Source organism: Plantibacter sp. LMC-P-059a (genome assembly GCF_030209505.1).
Lineage (GTDB): Bacteria > Actinomycetota > Actinomycetes > Actinomycetales > Microbacteriaceae > Plantibacter.
The window spans coordinates 100,896-118,874 of sequence record NZ_JARVRZ010000005.1 but is presented as its reverse complement, the minus strand read 5'-3'; the positions used below and the strand labels follow the sequence as shown (position 1 = coordinate 118,874).

Genomic DNA, 17,979 nt, shown 5'->3' with positions numbered 1-17,979 from the left:
GGGTCCCGATCGGCGAGAATGTTCCCCATGCCCCAACACCGACTGCGTCGTCAGCTCCTCACCGCCGCGATCGCCGTCGCCGCCCTCGTCCTCACCGGGTGCGCCGGTCCCTCGGCAGCGCCGACCCCCGACGCCGACGCCACCCTCAGGGTCGGCCTCGTGCTCGAACCGTCCGACCTCGACATCCGCACGACCTCCGGTGCCGCGCTCGAGCAGATCCTCATCGACAACGTCTACCAGGGGCTCGTGTCCCGCACCGCTGACAGCCGGATCGTCGACACCCTCGCGTCGAGCCACGAGATCAGCGCCGACGGCCTCACCTACACCTTCGTCCTGCGCGACGGCGTCACCTTCCACGACGGCGCACCGCTCACCGCCGCGGACGTCGTCGACTCGCTCACCCAGGTGCAGCAGGATGCCTCGTTCGTCGACCACCTCGCGCTGGAGCAGGTCGAGAGCATCACCGCGGTCGACGAGGGCACCGTCCGGTTGCAGCTCGGCTCGCCCGACGCCGACCTGCTGTGGGCGCTCACCGGCCGCGCGGGCCTCGTCCTGAGCCAGGGCGCCACGAACGACCGTTCCACGACCGCCGTCGGCACCGGGCCGTTCACGCTGCAGAGCTGGAAGCAGGGTGACAGCATCACCTTCGAGCGCAACGACGCGTACTGGGGCGATGCCCCGAAGGTGCAGGAGGTCGTCTTCAGCTACATCCCCGACGCCGCCTCCGCCGTCAACGCGACCCTCGCGGGCGAGCTCGACGCGCAGATCGGCCTCGACGCCAACCTGCGGGACCAGGTCGCTCGGGCCGAGGGCTTCACCGTCACCGAGGGCAAGACGACCGACAAGTACACCCTCGCCTTCAACAACCAGCGTGCTCCGCTCGACGACCCCCGCGTGCGTGAGGCACTCCGCACGGCGATCGACCACGCCGCGATCGTCGAGGCCGTCGGTGGTGCCGCCGTCGAACAGTACGGTCCCATCCCCGAGCTCGACCCCGGCTACGAGGACCTCACCGGGGTGGTCAGCTACGACCCCGATCGGGCGAAGGCGCTCCTCGCCGAAGCCGGGCAGGAGGACCTCGCCCTCACCCTCGTCATCCCGAACCACTACGGGACCGCCGCGTCCAAGGTGCTGGTCTCCCAGTTCGCGGCCGTCGGCGTCACCCTCACCGTCGACAGTGTGGAGTTCCCCACCTGGTTGAACGACGTCTACACGAACCACGACTACGAGCTGAGCTTCGTCAACCACGTCGAGGCGCGTGACTTCCAGAACTGGGCCGACCCGGACTACTACTACGGCTACGACAACCCACGGGTGCAGGCGCTGGCCGCCGAGGCGAGGACGGCGACCGACCCCGCGACGGCGGACGCGAAGCTGCGGGAGGCCGCCGCCCTGGTGTCGAACGACCACGCCGCCGACTGGCTCTACACCGCGATCACCCTCACCGTGGTGCGCGACGGCGTGACCGGCTTCCCCACGGCCTTCGTGAGCGAGAACCTCGACCTCTCGGACGTCGCGGTCGCCGGCTGATCCGGGAACCGGTCCTGCCGTTCGCTCTCCTGCCGGCTCGGACTACCGGGGCGTGAGCGGGGTGATCGACCGGCTGGCCGGGACGGTCTCGCCGTTCTTGCTGCCGCCGATCACCTTGCCCTCGTTGCGGTTGTAGACGAGGTCGTACTCCGTGACCTCGTCTGAGAGCCAGGCGCCGATCCACCCCGTCTGGGTCTTGCCGGCGGGAACCGCCTGCAGCGGGGTGTAGCCGGCTGCGGACATCGCCGTCACGAGCTCCTTCGGGTTACCGAGACCGAGGGTGATGTAGTCGAGGTTGCCGTTCCGACGGGTGATGGACGCAACCGAGGGGTGGACGCTGCCGCCGTAGACGTCTCCCGCCTCGAGCTTCACCTTGATGAGCACCGGGTGGATGCCAGCGGTCGACCCCTCGGGGGCCGGGAAGTCGGTCACGATCGCGAGCGGAGTCACCTTCGTCCCGTCGATGTCGTCGGACAGGGTGGTCTCCACGACGGGGGTGCTCGGCGGCTCGGACTCGGTCGGGGTGGCCGACGCCGTCGGTGAACCCGCTCCGGCACCACCCGGCGAGGACGCGCATCCGCCGAGGGCGAGTGCGGAGATCACGACGATGACGGGGAGGAACCGGGTTCGGGCGGAGTGCGAGCGCATCGACCCATCCTGTCATCCGACGCACCGAACCCACCAGCGCCGCGACTACCCGCGCTGCGCACCACGGGTCGCCGAGGAGACCAGGTCGTCCTTCGGCAGCGCCGTCCCGTCGGCCAGCGCCTGCGCCCAGGCCTCCGTCGTCGCGACCGCGGCGAAGTTCGAGTCGAGGATGGCCATGAGCGTCGTGTGGACGGTCTCGGCGGTCGCCGACCCGGCCGTGTTCTCGATCGCGATCGCGCCGGTCGCGTCGGACAGCACCTCGACGGCGATACCGAGCTCCTCGGCCGCCGCTGCGGAGGCGATGATGCAGTTGTTCGTCATGTACCCGACCAGGGTCACCGTGTCCGCGCCCTGCTCGCGGAGCCAGGCCTCGAGGTCCGTCCCGGCGAAGACCGAGCCGTACTGCTTCACGACGGGCTTCCAGGACGGCTGCACGCGACGCGCGACCTCGGGGTGCAGCTCGAAGGCGGCGGTGTCCGGGTCGAACACGGGAGCGCCCGCTCCGGAGGTGTGCTGGACGACGGCGACGGGGAGGCCGGCGTCCGTCGCGGCGTCGATGGCCGCGCCGATCCGTTCTACGGACCGGTCGCGCGGCGGGTACTGGATCGCGAGCGGACCCGCGAAGTACTCCTGCTGGACGTCGACCAGGACCAGGGCGCGGCGGTTGGTGTTCACGGGGTGTCTCCTCTGTTCGGTGCTGGCGTCGGGACGACGACCGGTCCATCGTCTCCCGGGCCCGACGGCGACACCATTGGCACGAATGCACAATACTGATGAGATCAGGCCAGATCGGAGCCGACCATGCGCATCGCCATCCACGCCTTCGACGACGTCACCATGTTCCACCTGTCCGTGCCGCAACTGGTGTTCGACGAGGTCCGCCATCAGGGCCTCGCCGACTGGGAGTCGTTCCTCGTCGCCGACCAAGCGGGGTCGATCCGCACCGCCGAGGGGTACACGATCGCCGACGTCCGGGGGTTGTCGGCGATGACCGACGCGGACATCGTCGTCCTCCCGTCATGGACGGAGGACGGAAGCGCGGTGTCGCCGGAGCTCCGGGCAGCCGTCCTCGACGCCCACGGACGCGGCGCCACGATCGTCGGGCTCTGCCTCGGAGCGATCGCCGTCGCCGACGCCGGACTCCTCGACGGCCGGACGGCGGCGACCCACTGGCACGCCGCGGGGCACCTGGCGGAGCGGCACCCGGCGGTGACCGTGGACGCGACCGCCCTCTACGTCGATCACGGCGACGTCCTCACCTCGGCCGGCACCGCCTCCGGTCTCGACGCCTGCCTGCACCTCGTCCGCACCCGGCTCGGTGCGGAAGCGGCGAACCGCGTCGCCCGGAGCCTCGTCGTCGCCCCGCACCGCGAGGGCGGCCAGGCACAGTTCATCGAGCGACCGGTGCCGCGGGCCGAGACGCAGGATCCGATCGCGGTGGCGACGGCCTGGGCGTCGACCCACCTCGATGAACCACTCACCGTCGACCGCCTGGCCGCCGAGGCGCACCTCAGCCGGCGGTCCTTCGTGCGCGCCTTCCGGTCGACGATCGGCACGACCCCGGCCGCGTGGGTCCGCGCGCGTCGCCTCGACGAGGCCAGACGGCTCCTGGAGACCACCGACCTCCCGGTCGACCAGGTCGCCGTGGCCTGCGGATTCACCCCGGTCACGTTCCGCCAGAACTTCGTCGCGGCGTTCGACAGCACGCCGTCGCGGTATCGACGCCGGTTCGACGCGCGCCACCGATAGTCTCGGCGCATGGGGATCAGGGGCACGGGAAGACGGTCGTTCGGCATCGGGGCGGGAATCGCGGTGGTGGTCGTGTTGACGGCTTCGTCGTGCGCCTCGACGGCGGCTCCGAGCACCGCGGCGTCCACCGAGCTCCTGGGGTGCGACGACCTCGCGACACTCGACACCGTCGCCGCCGTCCTCGCCGCCGAACCGGCCGACGTCGTCGAAGCGGTCCAGCCGTCCGACGCGGTGGACCGGGCCGTCCTCACCGCTGCCGGTGGGCTCGCCTGCTCGTGGCGGGTGGGCACCGCTCAGCAGTCGATCGGCGATGGGGCCGGCGACTGGGCCTATCTCTCGATCGAGATCCTGCCGGGCGCCGCGGACGTCTGGGCCCCGCCCTACGCCGGCGACACCCCGTCGGAGGACACGAGGACGATCGCGGGCGTCGAGGCGACCACCGCGTCCGGCGAGACCGGTTGGCGTGTGTCTGCGCCCGTCGGCGAGGCCTGGGTCGATCTGTCCATCACCGCCGCGGGACTCACCAGCACCGGAAGCCGCTTCGACGACGCACCAGCCGGTGAGGTCCTCGACAACCTCGCCGAAGCCGCCGAGTCGACCTTCACGACGGTGGAGCCTGCTTCGAAGGTCCAGCTCGCCTTGCCCGCGCTGGCACCGCGGGAGGGCGACGCCACCTGTGACGGCGGGCTCGACGAATCCGGCATCGCGGCGGCGCTCCAGTACGGCGACACCCCCACGACGTACGCGGTCATCGATCCACGCACCCAGCCGATCGTCGACCTGGAGGATGCGGCGAGCGCACGCGTCGGCGCGTTCAGCTGCGAACTCTTCGCGGAGGGGTTCGGTTACACCGACATCCTCGTGGTCCGCGGCGGCGCCGCGATCATCGACGGGCTGGCAGCGCAGCCCGACATCGCGGCGGCGGTCGAGCCCATCACCCTCGAGGGTGCGGTCGGCGGCGAATCAGCCCTCGTCGCGCGTCGCAGCGACGGGCCGCGCTCCCCACTCTCCTTCACCCTCGGTGACACGTTCTACACGGTGAACTCCGGCGACGGTGCGCAGACGGTCGCCGAGGCGATCATCGCGCGGACGCGGTGACGGCACCCATCCGCTGAGCGCGCTCCCCAGGTGTCCGCGGTCCAGAACCCTCGGACGGGTTCGCGCCCCAGCGCCGTGATGCTGCCGATCGCCCTGTAGATTTCGATCCACACCATCACCCCGGAAAGCAGGCGACGTGCCACTCCTGGAACACGAGGCGTCCCGGCCGGGCCGACTCCGGGTCTTCCTCCGCGCTCAGCTGCCGTTCGCCGTCGCGACGGCCCTCGTCGGCGTCGCGATCGCCCTCGCGCTGCCCCAGCACGTCGGGACGCCGCTGTTCCTCGGCGGCCTGTCGGTTGCGGCGCTCAGCACCCTGCTGGCGGTGCTCGTGCCCTGGGAACGGTGGTCGAGCAACACCATGGCGTGGATCGCCCTGCTCGACCTCGTCGCCGTGGCGTTCCTCCGCACCGAGCTCGTGCACGTCGCACCGGCGGTCAGCTTCCTCTGCGTCTTCCCGATCCTCTGGCTGGCCTACGGCTTCACCCAGCGGATGATGGTGGTCGCCGTCGCCGGCACCCTGCTCATCGCCGCGTTCCCCTTCATCGTCGAAGGACGCGTCCCGACCACCCCGCTCGACTGGCTGAGCCTGCTCCTCTTGCCGTTCCTCACCATCGGGATCGCCATCGCGGTGAACATCGGCGCTCGGCAACTCCGGCGGACACAACGCGCGGTGCGTCAACACGCCACCGAGGTGGAGGAGTCGCTCGCCCGCGCACTCGACGCCGAGACGCTGGCGGACGCCATCCTCAACACCGTCGAGGCGGGCGTCGCCTTCTACACCCCTGACGGCCAGCTCAGACTGTCGAACCAGCGAGCGGCCGACATGGTCGCCGCCGTCGGCTTCCGGCTCGACACGCCCCCGTACGCCGGCACGCACGTCCTCGCCGCCGACCGCAAGACGACCATCCCCGCCGAGGAGCAGATCATCCCGCGGGCGCTCCGCGGCGAGGAGATCGCCGGACACATGGAGTGGTTGGGTCCGGTCGGCGAGCAGCACGCGATCCTCGCGACCTCGAGCCGGGTGGTCCGCCCCGACGGCGAACTCCTCGGAACGGTCGTGGTGGCGCACGACGTCACCGAGCTCGCGAACGCCGTCAGCGTCCGTGAGGAGTTCCTCACCACCGTCTCGCACGAGCTGCGCACGCCGCTGACGTCCATCCACGGCTACCTCGAACTCGTCACCGACGACGCCGAGGTCGACGCGCCGCAGTTGCTGCCCGCGCTCGCCGTCATCCGCAGGAACGCCGAGGCGTTGGAACGGCGGGTCCAGGAGTTGCTGACGGCCTCGGACAGCACCGTGGTGCTGCAGCGGAGCAACGTCGACCTGGCCGTCGTCGCCGCGGACGCCGTCGCCGCTGCGCAAGCCACGGCCCCGAACGCGACGGTCACGCTCTCCGCAGACGGGCCGTTCATCGCCGCTGTGGACGCCGTCCAGGTCCGCCGGGCGGTCGCCGAGCTCGTCGTCAACGCCGCGAAGTTCTCCCCCGACGGCCGGATCCAGGTGACGCTCACCCGGGCGGAGCACGCCGTGCAGCTCCGCGTCTCCGATGACGGCGTGGGGATGACCGCGGACGAACTCCGTCAGGCCTTCGACAAGTTCTACCGAACGCCGTATGCGAACGAGCGCGCCGTCCAGGGGGTCGGGCTCGGCCTGCACGCCGCTCGGGCCATCGCCGAAGCGCACGGCGGATCACTCGTCCTCGCGAGCACGCCCGGCGTCGGCACCGAAGCGACGTTCACGATCCCCGTCGCCGGTCACGCGGCCGCGTGACCGGGCCGAGGGTCGCTCAGCTCCGGCGCTCCGACTCCCGGCTCCGGTCGGAGCCACCCACGGCCTCCGGCAGGGCGTCAGTCAGGACGATGACGAGGTCCTGGGCCTTCCAGTCGAGGGCGACGCACCCCTCACGCGCCTCGGTGAGCTGACGGAGCGTCGGTGTCCGCCCCTTCCGCGGGACGACGAACGATTCGATGTGCAGTACGTGTCCCTGGTCGCGGACGCGCGAACCGACCTGCTCGGCCCACGGCAGGCTCCGGAGGTACTCGTCGACCTGGCCGGTGACCGGGTGGGGCTTCGCGTCGTCGAAGGTGGTCGCCCTCGTGTCCATGAGGTCCGTGATCGCCGCGCGCAGGTTCTTCACCCCGTCCCAGAGGATGCTGGCCGCGATGAACAGGGCTGCGGCCGAGTCCGCCCACCAGAACCCGAGACCGATCCCGGCGACACCGACGATCGATCCGACCGCGGTCATCCAGTCGGCCTTGTTCATGTCGGCGTCGGCGTACAGCACCTTGTCGTGGAGCTGACGCGCCAGGCGCATCTTGATCCGGCCGAAGACGATCGGTAGGGGGATGGTGAGGGCCATCACGCCCATCATGAGCCAGCCGAGCCAGACCGGTTCGCCGAACAGGACGACGGCGCCGATGGGTGGGTGCTCCGCGGTGATGAGGCCAGAGACGGAATCGATGGTCAGGAAGGCCCCCATGGCGAAGAGTGCCACGCCCGCGACCAGATGGGCGACGCCGACGGCCCGGTGGAAGCCGTACGGGTACTTCGGCGTCGGCGGGCGGCGGATGATCCGCACCGCGACGAGGAACGCGATCGGCGGCGCCAGGGAGAGCAGGTCTTCGATCCACGCGGCCTTCATCGCCTGCGAACTGCCCATCACCAGGAAGACCATGGTGATCGCGACGGCCAGGAACGCGAGGGTCGCCCACTCGATCCGGATCGCCGCACGGAGCGCGCGTTCCTCCGCCTCCGGCAGCTCGGCGTGGCCGAACCGGGCGGTCATGATCGTTCCGCCTCGTCGAGGAACCGTTCCAGGGCCACTTGGAACCCGTTCTCCCCCAGGCGGACGATCATCACGTGCCGCTCCATCCCGTCGACGCCCTCGACCTCGCGGTACGGACGCGTGATCGCTCCGAGGTCCACCCATGGCGTGTCGTCGCGGAACCCGCCGAGCACGACGTCCAGCTCGCCTCGCTCGAGCGCTTCGAGCAGCGCGGTCTCGCTGCCGTCGGTCCATTCGATCTCCGCGCCGAGCTCGTCGGCGAACCGCGCGATCAGAGCCGGCTCGGAGCCTGCGGGTTCACCAGAGCCGTCGAGTTCCACCCACGGGGGGTTCTCGGTCACCCCGACCCGCATGACCCCGTCGGTGACCCGGTCGAGCGTGCCCTCGGGGTCCTTCGGCACCTGCAGGCCGCATCCGGTCAGGAGCAGGATGGCCGACACGACGGCGATCGATTTCAGGCGGGCGTTCCTCATGCGGCAGACGATAGCGAGGTTCAGTGCCGTCCGCACCCGCCTCCACGCGGCGCGCAGGAGGTGTATGGGGCCGACCCGCGACGACGACCAGGGGTACCCCGCGCACGCGGGATGCCCCTGGAACCGCTCGCCCGATTACGCCTTGATGAACGCGAGGAGGTCAGGGTTGATCACGTCGGCGTGCGTCGTGAGCATGCCGTGCGGGAAGCCCTCGTAGATCTTCAGGGTGGAGTCGCTCAGGAGTTCGTGCTGCTTGAGCGCCGCGTCCTTGTAGGGCACGACCTGGTCGTCGTCACCCTGCATGACGAGGACCGGCACCGTGATGGCCTTGAGGTCCTCGGTCTGGTCCGTCTCCGAGAACGCCTTGATGCCCTCGTAGTGCGCGATCGCGCTGCCGGTCATCCCCTGGCGCCACCAGTTGGCGACGACGGGCTCCGACAGCTCCACACCCTCCCGGTTGAAGCCGTAGAACGGGCCGGAGGCGACGGCCTGGAAGAACTCGGCGCGGTTCGCGGCGAGGGCGCTGCGGAACCCGTCGAAGACCGAGATCGGCGTGCCCTCGGGGTTCGCGTCCGTCTGGACCATCAGCGGGGGCACCGAGGAGACGAGGACCGCCTTCGCGACCCGACCCTGCGGCTGCCCGTACTTCGCGACGTACCGGGCGACCTGGCCGCCACCGGTCGAGTGGCCGATGTGGATCGCGTCGTGCAGGTCGAGGTGCTCGACGACGGCCGAGACGTCGCTGGCGTAGTGATCCATGTCGTGCCCGGTGCCGATCTGCGAGGAACGCCCGTGCCCGCGGCGGTCGCTCGCGATCACCCGGTAGCCCTCGGCCAGGAAGAACAGCATCTGCGCGTCCCAGTCGTCGGACGACAGGGGCCAACCGTGGTGGAACACGATCGGCTGGGCGTCGGTGGAGCCCCAATCCTTGTAGTAGATTTCTGCGCCATCGTCCGTGGTCACAAACGGCATGATCAACCTCCGCGTTCGAGTCCACCCCGAACCGCTCGGGGCGAGTGAATGAGTGATGTTCCCGCTCCCCGGTGGACGAGCAGTCGCTTCACGATATCCGCGCGGATGCAGCCACGCCCGGCCCTGCCCTGATGTCTCGACAGCTGTCGAGACGAGGTGCTGACCCCGTCGGATCGGTGCGGGCTTGCCAAGCCTCCGCCGGGCGGATAGCATCGCGTCATACGATTAACCGACTCGATGACGAGGACACCATGGCACGCAGGAAGCAGACGGTCACCATGTGGCAGGTCGCCGAGCGCGCCGGGGTGTCGCAGGCCACGGTCTCCCTGGTCCTCAACAACGTCGAGGGCAATCGGGTCGCCGAGGCCACCCGCAACCGCGTCCTCGACGCTGTGAAGGACCTCGACTACCGCACGAACGCGTTCGCGAAGTCCCTGCGCAGTGGCGAGTCCGGCATGATCGGCTTCATCTCCGACGAGGTCGCCAGCGCACCCTTCGCCGGCCAGCTCCTCAAGGGTGCCCAGCTCGCAGCCTGGGAGACCGGGAACGTGATCCTGAGCGTCGACACCTACAACGAGCCCGACCTCGAGGCAGCGGCGATCGACATGATGCGGTCGTACCGCGTGCGGGGCGTCGTCTACGCGTCGATGTACCACCGCCTCGTCGAGCTGCCCGCCTCTCTCGACGGGGTCCCCACCGTCATCGTCAACGCGCAGGACCGCGCCGGCACCGTTCCGAGCGTCTTCCCCGACGAGGAACTCGGCGGATACGCGGCGACGCGCCACCTCATCGAAGCGGACCACACCCGGATCGCCATGATCAACATCCAGGACGTCGACAGCGACCTGCCCGCCGGGATCGGCCGCCTGGCCGGGTTCCGGCGAGCGCTCGCCGAGGCCGGTATCGGCGAACGGCCGGAGTGGATCAGACACGGTTCGGGCATCGTCGAGGACGGTCTCGAGATCACGACCGCGCTGCTCGCCGCCGAGGACCGACCGACGGCCATCTTCTGCGGCAACGACCGCACCGCCTGGGGCGCCTACCGTGCCATCGAACGCCTCGGCCTCTCGGTCCCCGACGACTGCGCGATCGTCGGCTTCGACAACCACGAGATGATCGCGCCCTACCTCGACCCCGGATTGACCACCGTCGAGCTGCCGTATGAGCAGATGGCGCGCGCCGGCCTCGAGATCCTGCTCGCCGGAGGCGGCGATCAGCCCAGCAGAACCCCGATCGAATGCTCATTGATCCCCCGTGGATCCGTGTCGAAGGCGAAGGTGCCATCATGACCACCGCATCACCACCCCGTGTCAGCACGAAGCAACGTCTCGTCAGGCCCCGTCGAGGGCCTCGCGAGCATCTGAAACGCGCGCTGCGAAGTTGGCAGTTATACGTATTACTGCTGCCGGCGACCATCTCCGTGCTGCTCTTCAAGTACTGGCCGATGTACGGCGCGCAGATCGCCTTCCGCGACTACAACCCGGCGGACGGGTTCGCCGGCAGCCGGTGGGTCGGACTCGAGCACTTCGCGCGCTTCATCGAGTCGTTCCAGTTCGAACGCCTGCTGGCCAACACGCTGACGATCAACGGTCTCGGCCTACTCATCGCATTCCCGGTGCCGATCATCCTCGCGCTCATCGTGAACCAGCTGCAGAGCGAACGCTTCAAGAAGTTCACGCAGACCGTGCTCTACTCCCCCTCGTTCATCTCCGTGGTGGTCGTCGTCGGCATGATCCACCTGCTGTTCTCGCCTCGAGCCGGCATCGTCAACAATGCGCTCGTGGCGTTCGGCGGGGAACCGATCTTCTTCATGGGCTCACCCGACTGGTTCCGTCCGCTCTACATCGGCTCGGACATCTGGCAGAACGCCGGATTCTCGATGATCGTCTACCTGGCGGCGTTGACCGCGATCGACCCCGCACTGCACGAGGCGGCGCGCGTCGACGGCGCCAACAAGTGGCAGCGGATCCGCCACATCGACATACCCGGCATCCTCCCGGTGATCACCATCCTGTTCATCCTCGCCATCGGCAACCTCTTCAACCTCGGGTTCGAGAAGGTCCTGCTCATGCAGACCGACCTCAACCTGCCGACGTCCGAGGTCATCCAGACCTACGTCTACAAGGCCGGGCTGCAACAGGCGCAGTTCAGCTACTCGGCCGCGATCGGCCTCTTCAACTCCCTGATCAACCTGGTCCTGCTCCTGACGTTCAACTGGATCGCCAGGCGAGCAGGCCAATCGAGCCTTTGGTGATGACGCGATGACGCACACGATCTCCACCCCGCCCCAGCAGACCGAACGGCGCACCGTCCGGACACCCGTCCGCCCCGGACCGCCGCCTGCCCGGCCGGACCGCCGAGGCCGCCTCGCCGACCCGCTCTTCAACGTGGTCGCGATCGGCACCCTCGTCCTCGCGATCTGCGCCATCATCTACCCGCTGTACTTCATCGTCATCGCGTCGTTCAGCGAACCGGCGGAGATCCTCAACGGCAACGTGTGGCTCTGGCCGCAAGGGTTCACCGTCGAGGGCTACGCTCGGATCTTCGCGGACGCGACCATCTGGCGCGGCTTCGCGAACTCCGTCCTCTACACGGTCCTCGGCACGGCCATCAGCGTGATCTGCATCCTCTGCGGCGCCTACGCCCTGTCGCGCAAGGACCTCTACGGCCGCACCGTCTTCATGCTGTTCTTCATCATCACGATGTTCATCGACGGCGGGCTCATCGCCCGGTACCTCGTGGTCCGCGACCTCGGCATGCTCGACACCGTCTGGGCCGTCGTGCTCCCAGGGGCGGTGGGGGTCTGGAACCTCATCATCGCCAGGGCGTTCTTCGAGAACAACGTGCCGACCGAGCTCCGCGAGGCCGCGCAGCTCGACGGGGCGAACGACTTCCGGTTCTTCCTGCAGATCGTGTTGCCGCTGTCGAAGCCGCTCATCTTCCTGATGATCATGATCCACCTCGTCGCGAACTGGAACGCCTTCTTCGACGCCCTCATCTACCTCGACGACGAGAGCAAGTACCCGCTCCAGCTCGTGCTCCGCAACGTGCTGATCCAGTCCGAGGTCACCTCCGCAGGGGGCACCGGCGGCCTCGACTCCTACGCCGCCGCGCAGCGCATCGGTGAGCTGATCAAGTACGGGATGATCGTGATCTCCAGCATCCCGTTGCTGATCATCCTCCCCTTCATGCAGAAGCACTTCACCAAGGGCGCCCTCCTCGGCGCGGTGAAGAGCTGATCCCGCGCGCCTCTACATCCGCCGCCCGATCACCGCGGCGACGCCCGCCCAGCAGCATCCCTCTGTCCAGCAGCACCACCGTCCCAGCACCATCACCACACCGAAGGAAGACCATCATGAGACACCGTCGTTTCACCGCCATCACCGCCCTCGCGGCGGGTGGCGCCCTCCTCCTCGCCGGCTGCACCGGCGGCGGAGGATCCACCGAGGTCGCCGACAAGTCCGACGACTTCGGCTTCAACCAGACCGGCCTCCCGATCGTCGACGACACCCTCACCCTGTCGTTCGGCGGGACGAAGTCCGCGCTCGCCCCGAACTACGGCGACATGCAGCTCGTCCAGCAGTGGCAGACCGACACCAACATCGCCATCGACTGGAAGAACCTGCCCGAGCAGGTGTACGCCGAGAAGAAGAACCTCATGCTCGCGAGCGACGAGCTCCCGGACGTCCTCTACAACTCGGGGCTCACCGACGCCGAGATCGTGCAGAACGGCGAGAACGGCACCCTGCTCCCCCTCGAGGACCTCATCGAGGAGTACGCGCCGACCCTGTCCGGCATCCTCGAGGACCGCCCGGACATCCGCGCGGCGATCACGGCGTCCGACGGCCACATCTACACGCTGCCCTCCGTCGAGGAGCTCGGCATCCTGCAGTACCCGAACTTCCTCTACATCAACACCGCCTGGCTCGACGCGCTGGGGCTGCCCATGCCCAGCACGATCGACGAGTACCATGCCGCCCTCGAGGCGTTCAAGACGCAGGACCCGAACGGCAACGGCAAGGCCGACGAGATCCCGCTGTCGTTCCGGACGGACTCCTTCTGCGCCAACCCGAACGACCTCATCGCAGCCCTCGGTGGCCAGCCCGAGAACAACGACCACCGCATCGTGCGTGACGGCGAGGTCGAGTTCACGGCCAACACCGACGGCTACCGGGCCGGCGTCGAAGCCCTGTCCGACTGGTACGCCGACGGCCTGATCGATCCCGAGTCGTTCTCGCAGGACGACCTGGCCTACCTCTCGAAGGGCAAGGCCGACACCGCGGTCCTCGGCTCCTTCTTCTGGTGGGAACTCAAGGAGATGGTCGGCGAGGACCGGATGGGCGACTACGCCATGCTGGGCGTCCTCAAGGGTGTCGACGGCGAGCAGCTCGCGAGCGTCGCGAACAACCAGGAGATCAACCGCGGCGCGATGGCGATCACCCGGGCGAACCAGTACCCGGCGGCCACCATGCGTTGGGCTGACCGGCTCTTCGACCCGGTGATGAGCGCGCAGGTGAACTGGGGACCGGTCGGGGTCACCCTCGAGGAGAACGCCGACGGCGTCCTCGTGCAGATCCCCGCGCCGGCGGGCGAAGCCGAGGGCGAGCGTCGTCAGAAGGTCGCGCCCGGCGGTCCGAAGATCACGACGACGGAGGACTTCGAGACCGTGGTCGCCCCGGAGCCGCGGGCGAAGGAGCGCCAGGACCTCGTCAACGAGTTCTACGCCCCGTTCAAGGCCAACGAGGCCTACCCGCCGGTCATGCTCTCCAACGACGAGCTCGACGCGACGTCCTTCGCCGTGACCGACATCAACACCCTCGTCAAGGAGAAGTTCGCCAGCTGGATCGTGAACGGCACCGTCGACGACGAGTGGGACGGCTACGTCTCGCAGCTCGATTCGATGGGGATCGACGACGTCATCGCCACCTACCAGCAGGCCTACGACCGCTTCCAGGACGGCGGCGAGTAGTCCCGTCGGGGGCGGCGTCCGCGCCGCCCCCGACTCCGCCTCCCCCACCACACCGATCCACCGCCCGCACACCGACCGACATCCGTCAGGAGCATCATGACCACGCCCTCGACCGCCACTGAGCGGTCCCTTCGTCCGACAGCCCACTTCACCGCCGAATCCACCTGGCTGAACGACCCGAACGGGCTGGTGTTCCACGACGGCGTGTACCACCTCTTCTTCCAGAACAACCCCACCGGTTCCACCTGGGGCAACATCTCCTGGGGGCACGCGGTGTCCTCCGACCTCGTCAGTTGGGAGCACCGTCCCGTCGCCATCCCGGCCGAGGACGGCGAGATGGCCTTCTCCGGGAGCGTCGTCATCGACCACCGCGACACGGCCGGGTTCGCGATCGACGACCGGCCGGCGCTCGTCGCCGTCTACACCGCGGCCCGCCACCCGGAGGGCGACACTCCCGGCTCCCAGGCGCAGGCCCTCGCATACAGCACGGACGGCGGCGAGGTCTGGACCCGCTACGCCGGCAATCCGGTCCTCGACATCGGGTCGACCGAGTTCCGGGACCCGAAGGTGTTCTGGTTCGGCGACGACGGCGGCCACTGGGTGATGGTCGTCGCCGATCCGGTGGAGCACCGCATCGGGTTCTACACCTCGCCGAACCTGATCGACTGGACCCTCGTCTCGCACTTCGGCCCGGCGCACGCCACGGGCGGCGTGTGGGAGTGCCCCGACCTCTTCCCCCTCCGCATCCGCGGCACGGACGAGGTTCGATGGGTCCTCGTCGTGAGCCTCAACCCGGGGGCGATCGCCGGCGGGTCCGGCACGCAGTACTTCGTCGGCGACTTCGACGGACACGTCTTCACCGCCGAACGACTCAGCACCTCGGTCGATCCGGCCGACTACGACTGGCTGGACTTCGGCCGCGACTACTACGCGGCCGTGTCGTTCAGCGATGTTCCAGACGGCCGCCGACTCATGATCGGCTGGGCGAGCAACTGGGACTACGCCAACGAGACCCCGACGGGACCATGGCGGTCGGCGATGTCGCTCGCTCGCGAGATCGAGCTCGTGCGCACGGAGGACGGCCGGGTGCACGTCGCGCAGACGCCCATCCTCCCGGGGGACGACGTCACCCGCTTCGACGTCGCTGTGTCCTGCGCCGACGGCGTGCACACGACGCTGACGCTCACGCCGGAGACGAGCACCGACGAACGCTTCGTTATCACGGTCGACGGCTCGGAGCGCAGGATCAGCTGCGACCGCACCGACGCCGGGAACACGACGTTCCACCCGGCGTACCCTTCGGTCGACTGGGCCGCACTCCCGACCGACACCGACGACACCGTCCAGCTGACGATCATCGTCGACGCCCACCTCGTCGAGGTGTTCGTCGGCGACGGCCGCGTGACGTTCACGGAGCAGGTCTTCCCCGCGGCACCGTTCACGCGGCTCCACCACGGCGAGATCGATGAAGGCTGAGGGTTCCGACCGAGCGTCTGGCACCAGGGCTCCGACGCGGCAGACTGGCATTATGACGGAACACGCGAATCCACCCCGAGCTCGGCGGCGGATCGGCTGGTTCCTCCCCCTCGTCGGCGCTCCGGTCGTGTTCTTCGTCGGCATCTTCATCGCGGGCGTGCTCGACCAGCTCGGCGCTCCCGAACCCCTGTGGCGGGTGCCGTGGGCGCTCGCCATCGGCGGCTCCCTCGTCGCGGTCGTCGTCTTCCTCATCCAGGTCGTGCGGGCCCTCGGTCCGAACGCCGGTCGGCTGACGCCCGCGGAGGCGGCCCAGCAGGCAGCCGAGGTCGAGGAGTACGTCCGGCTCACCGGTGAGCAGCCGGAGCCGCGGCGGATCAGCGGTGTCCTGCTGGCGGTCGCCATCGTGCTCACAATCCTGTCGGCGATCATCCTGGTCGTGGCGTTCCAGGACATCGCCTCGATCCTGACCGCCCCCGGCGGCTCGAAGGCGTGGCTCCTCCTCGCGATCGTCGCGACGCCCGCCGCGTGGTGGCGCTTCGCCACCGCGCGGGCAGCCGAACGGGCGTACCGATCGGGGCAGGAGGCTCGCCAGGCACGGACGACGCCCGGCGCAGCGGGCGAGCCGGGCGCGGCAGGGGGCTGGCCGCAACCGGGTCCGAGTGCCGTCCGCACACGCCGCCATCGCATGTGGGTCCTCCCGCTCCTCGCCATCCCGGCCGTCATCGTCGTCGCCGTGCTCGTCATCGTCGGACTGCGCGCGGTCGACGCACCGACGGAGGCCATCCGGACGGTCTCGTTCACGATGGTCGCCGGGATCATCGTCGCCCTCGTCACACTCGTCGTCGGTGTCGTGCGGTTCCTCAGCGCTCCGCCGCGTCCCCGAGCGCCGCGCGCTCCCGGGGTGCCGACGGCCCCGCGACAGGCCGGGCTCTACGCGGACCTCGCCGCACAGGACGCTGCCCGGCAGGGGCTCACCCTCGAGGAGTACGGCGTCTACAAGGGCGACGTCGGCAGTCTCGTCCGGCCGGTCACCTCGGCCGGCGGGCTGTTGTTCATCGCCATCCTGCTGACCGTCCTCAACGTGTTCATCCTCGTCCTCATCGGTGTCGGGATCGCGCAGGCGAACGGGCTGGTGCCCACCAACCCGGACGACCACGCGCTGTCACCCGTGCAGTGGGGCTTCCTCGTCCTCGAGATGCTGTTCGTCCCGGTCGCGTGGTGGTACTACCTCGTCGAACGGCGCGCCCAGAAGCTGCGGATCGCCCGGGGCCTGCCGAAGACGCTCGGCTCAGCCGAGCTCCCGCCTCCCCTGGGCGTCGTGACCACTCCTCCGAACACGGAAGGCCCAGGGCCGGCACCCGGGCCAGCGCCGGTGCCCGTACCCGCGCCCGGGTGGGACGGCGGCCCCGCGCCCCAGTGGGCCGGCGGCCCGGACTGGGCGGCGAGCGTCGACGTCCACCGCCTCGATGCGTTGCGCTGGAGCATCGAGCAGGAGATCAGCACGCTCCGGGGGTTCCGACGCCGGTTGAAGACCGACGGCGAGTACTCCGTCTTCGGGCTGGTCCTCGGCATCCCGTTCCTCGTTCCGCAGCTCTTCGGAGCGATCGAGGCGTTCACCTCGGCACCCGAACCAGGCCTCGGCGCGCTCCGGGAATGGATCTCCCGGCCGGCGGTCGCCGGCTGGGTCATCGTCGGTCTCCTGCTCATCGCCGTCTCCGTGGTGTCCATCCAGGTACGGGTCCGGCGGGAGTTCGCGATCTACCGGCGAGCCGGCTGGGTGGCGTTGCAAGCACCGACGGGCCTGGTCGAATGGACCGGCGAGGGCTCGCCGCACATCACCTACGACCATCGGCTGGTCGGCGGCCCCAGGGAAGTGCGACCCCAGGATCTCGGTCGGGCGTTCATGCTGGTGTCGGGCCCCCGGATGCCGTCACCGGTGTTCGTCGGTGCCCTCCGGGCCGTGCGGGCGACGACGGTCGCGCGCCGGCTGGAGATCCACCGCCTGGCCGTCCTACGGCAGCAGATCGGCTCCAGGCGCGCCATCCCCGCACCGCTCGTGTTCGAGCGGACGGACGGGTGTCTGTTCGGGGCGCAGCACGACGGATGGCTCACGGTGGTGATCCCGCGTCCCGCGCAGGACGCCCAGCGGATCCGCCTCGCCCGGGTGAAGCTGACCCGCGCCGAGCGGGAGAGCCTCACCGTCTGAGGTGGCCCGGTGCGCCGAAGACACTCGTCTCACGGCGGGCGTCTCCGGGAATCCTCCGATCGGTCGATGGTC

The 17,979-nt window shown here is 69.5% G+C and carries 15 protein-coding genes; 10 read left to right on the top strand and 5 right to left on the bottom strand.

Annotated elements, in window-relative coordinates:
• Nucleotides 1-27 precede the first annotated feature (27 nt).
• On the top strand, nt 28-1,530 hold the full coding sequence (locus QRN27_RS12955; protein WP_285042578.1) for an ABC transporter substrate-binding protein: 1,503 nt from the start codon (nt 28-30) through the stop codon (nt 1,528-1,530).
• 42 nt (nt 1,531-1,572) lie between these two features.
• Here QRN27_RS12955 and QRN27_RS12950 read toward each other — a convergent pair whose 3' ends face one another.
• Together QRN27_RS12950 and QRN27_RS12945 are read right to left on the bottom strand one after the other, a co-directional pair.
• Nucleotides 1,573-2,178 (bottom strand): hypothetical protein, encoded by a 606-nt coding sequence (locus QRN27_RS12950; protein WP_285042577.1) that lies wholly within the window; start codon nt 2,176-2,178, stop codon nt 1,573-1,575.
• A 45-nt stretch (nt 2,179-2,223) separates the two neighbouring features.
• Entirely contained in the window at nt 2,224-2,853 is a 630-nt protein-coding gene (locus tag QRN27_RS12945) for an isochorismatase family protein (protein ID WP_285042576.1), read from the bottom strand.
• A 126-nt stretch (nt 2,854-2,979) separates the two neighbouring features.
• Between QRN27_RS12945 and QRN27_RS12940 the strand changes: the two genes are divergently transcribed.
• The 3 genes from QRN27_RS12940 (at nt 2,980) to QRN27_RS12930 (ending at nt 6,796) form a co-directional block, all read left to right on the top strand.
• Complete coding sequence (locus QRN27_RS12940; RefSeq protein ID WP_285042575.1) at nt 2,980-3,927, top strand: GlxA family transcriptional regulator; 948 nt, start codon at nt 2,980-2,982, stop codon at nt 3,925-3,927.
• 9 nt (nt 3,928-3,936) lie between these two features.
• A complete protein-coding gene (locus tag QRN27_RS12935) occupies nt 3,937-5,025 on the top strand; it encodes a hypothetical protein (RefSeq protein ID WP_285042574.1) in 1,089 nt (362 codons plus the stop codon).
• Nucleotides 5,026-5,161: 136 nt separating this feature from the next.
• Nucleotides 5,162-6,796, top strand: a complete 1,635-nt coding sequence (locus tag QRN27_RS12930; protein ID WP_285042573.1) for a sensor histidine kinase — start codon at nt 5,162-5,164, stop codon at nt 6,794-6,796.
• Nucleotides 6,797-6,812: 16 nt separating this feature from the next.
• On the opposite strand, the gene QRN27_RS12925 is transcribed toward QRN27_RS12930, so the two are convergent.
• From QRN27_RS12925 to QRN27_RS12915, 3 genes are all read right to left on the bottom strand, one after another.
• The gene (locus QRN27_RS12925; RefSeq protein WP_285042572.1) at nt 6,813-7,811 is read right to left on the bottom strand and encodes a cation diffusion facilitator family transporter; all 999 of its coding nucleotides are present in this window, start codon (nt 7,809-7,811) and stop codon (nt 6,813-6,815) included.
• Entirely contained in the window at nt 7,808-8,284 is a 477-nt protein-coding gene (locus QRN27_RS12920) for a transporter substrate-binding domain-containing protein (RefSeq protein ID WP_285042571.1), read from the bottom strand. The genes QRN27_RS12925 and QRN27_RS12920 overlap by 4 nt, the downstream gene beginning before the upstream one ends.
• Nucleotides 8,285-8,419: 135 nt before the next feature.
• Complete coding sequence (locus QRN27_RS12915) at nt 8,420-9,256, bottom strand: alpha/beta fold hydrolase (protein WP_194670838.1); 837 nt, start codon at nt 9,254-9,256, stop codon at nt 8,420-8,422.
• Nucleotides 9,257-9,507: 251 nt separating this feature from the next.
• On the opposite strand from QRN27_RS12915, the gene QRN27_RS12910 reads away from it, so the two are divergent.
• The 6 genes from QRN27_RS12910 to QRN27_RS12885 all read left to right on the top strand — a co-directional run bounded on the left by QRN27_RS12910 (nt 9,508) and on the right by QRN27_RS12885 (nt 17,907).
• Nucleotides 9,508-10,545 (top strand): LacI family DNA-binding transcriptional regulator, encoded by a 1,038-nt coding sequence (locus QRN27_RS12910; RefSeq protein ID WP_285042570.1) that lies wholly within the window; start codon nt 9,508-9,510, stop codon nt 10,543-10,545.
• Nucleotides 10,542-11,510, top strand: a complete 969-nt coding sequence (locus QRN27_RS12905) for an ABC transporter permease (RefSeq protein WP_285042569.1) — start codon at nt 10,542-10,544, stop codon at nt 11,508-11,510. The genes QRN27_RS12910 and QRN27_RS12905 overlap by 4 nt, the downstream gene beginning before the upstream one ends.
• Nucleotides 11,511-11,517: 7 nt before the next feature.
• Nucleotides 11,518-12,495: a carbohydrate ABC transporter permease gene (locus tag QRN27_RS12900; protein WP_285042568.1), complete on the top strand. Its 978-nt coding sequence runs from the start codon at nt 11,518-11,520 to the stop codon at nt 12,493-12,495.
• A gap of 116 nt (nt 12,496-12,611) precedes the next feature.
• Nucleotides 12,612-14,225, top strand: a complete 1,614-nt coding sequence (locus QRN27_RS12895; protein ID WP_285042567.1) for an ABC transporter substrate-binding protein — start codon at nt 12,612-12,614, stop codon at nt 14,223-14,225.
• Nucleotides 14,226-14,321: 96 nt separating this feature from the next.
• Nucleotides 14,322-15,701 carry a glycoside hydrolase family 32 protein gene (locus tag QRN27_RS12890; RefSeq protein ID WP_285042566.1) on the top strand — a complete coding sequence of 460 codons (1,380 nt, stop codon included), beginning with the start codon at nt 14,322-14,324 and terminating at the stop codon, nt 15,699-15,701.
• A 52-nt stretch (nt 15,702-15,753) separates the two neighbouring features.
• On the top strand, nt 15,754-17,907 hold the full coding sequence (locus QRN27_RS12885) for a hypothetical protein (RefSeq protein ID WP_285042565.1): 2,154 nt from the start codon (nt 15,754-15,756) through the stop codon (nt 17,905-17,907).
• Nucleotides 17,908-17,979: the final 72 nt, after the last annotated feature.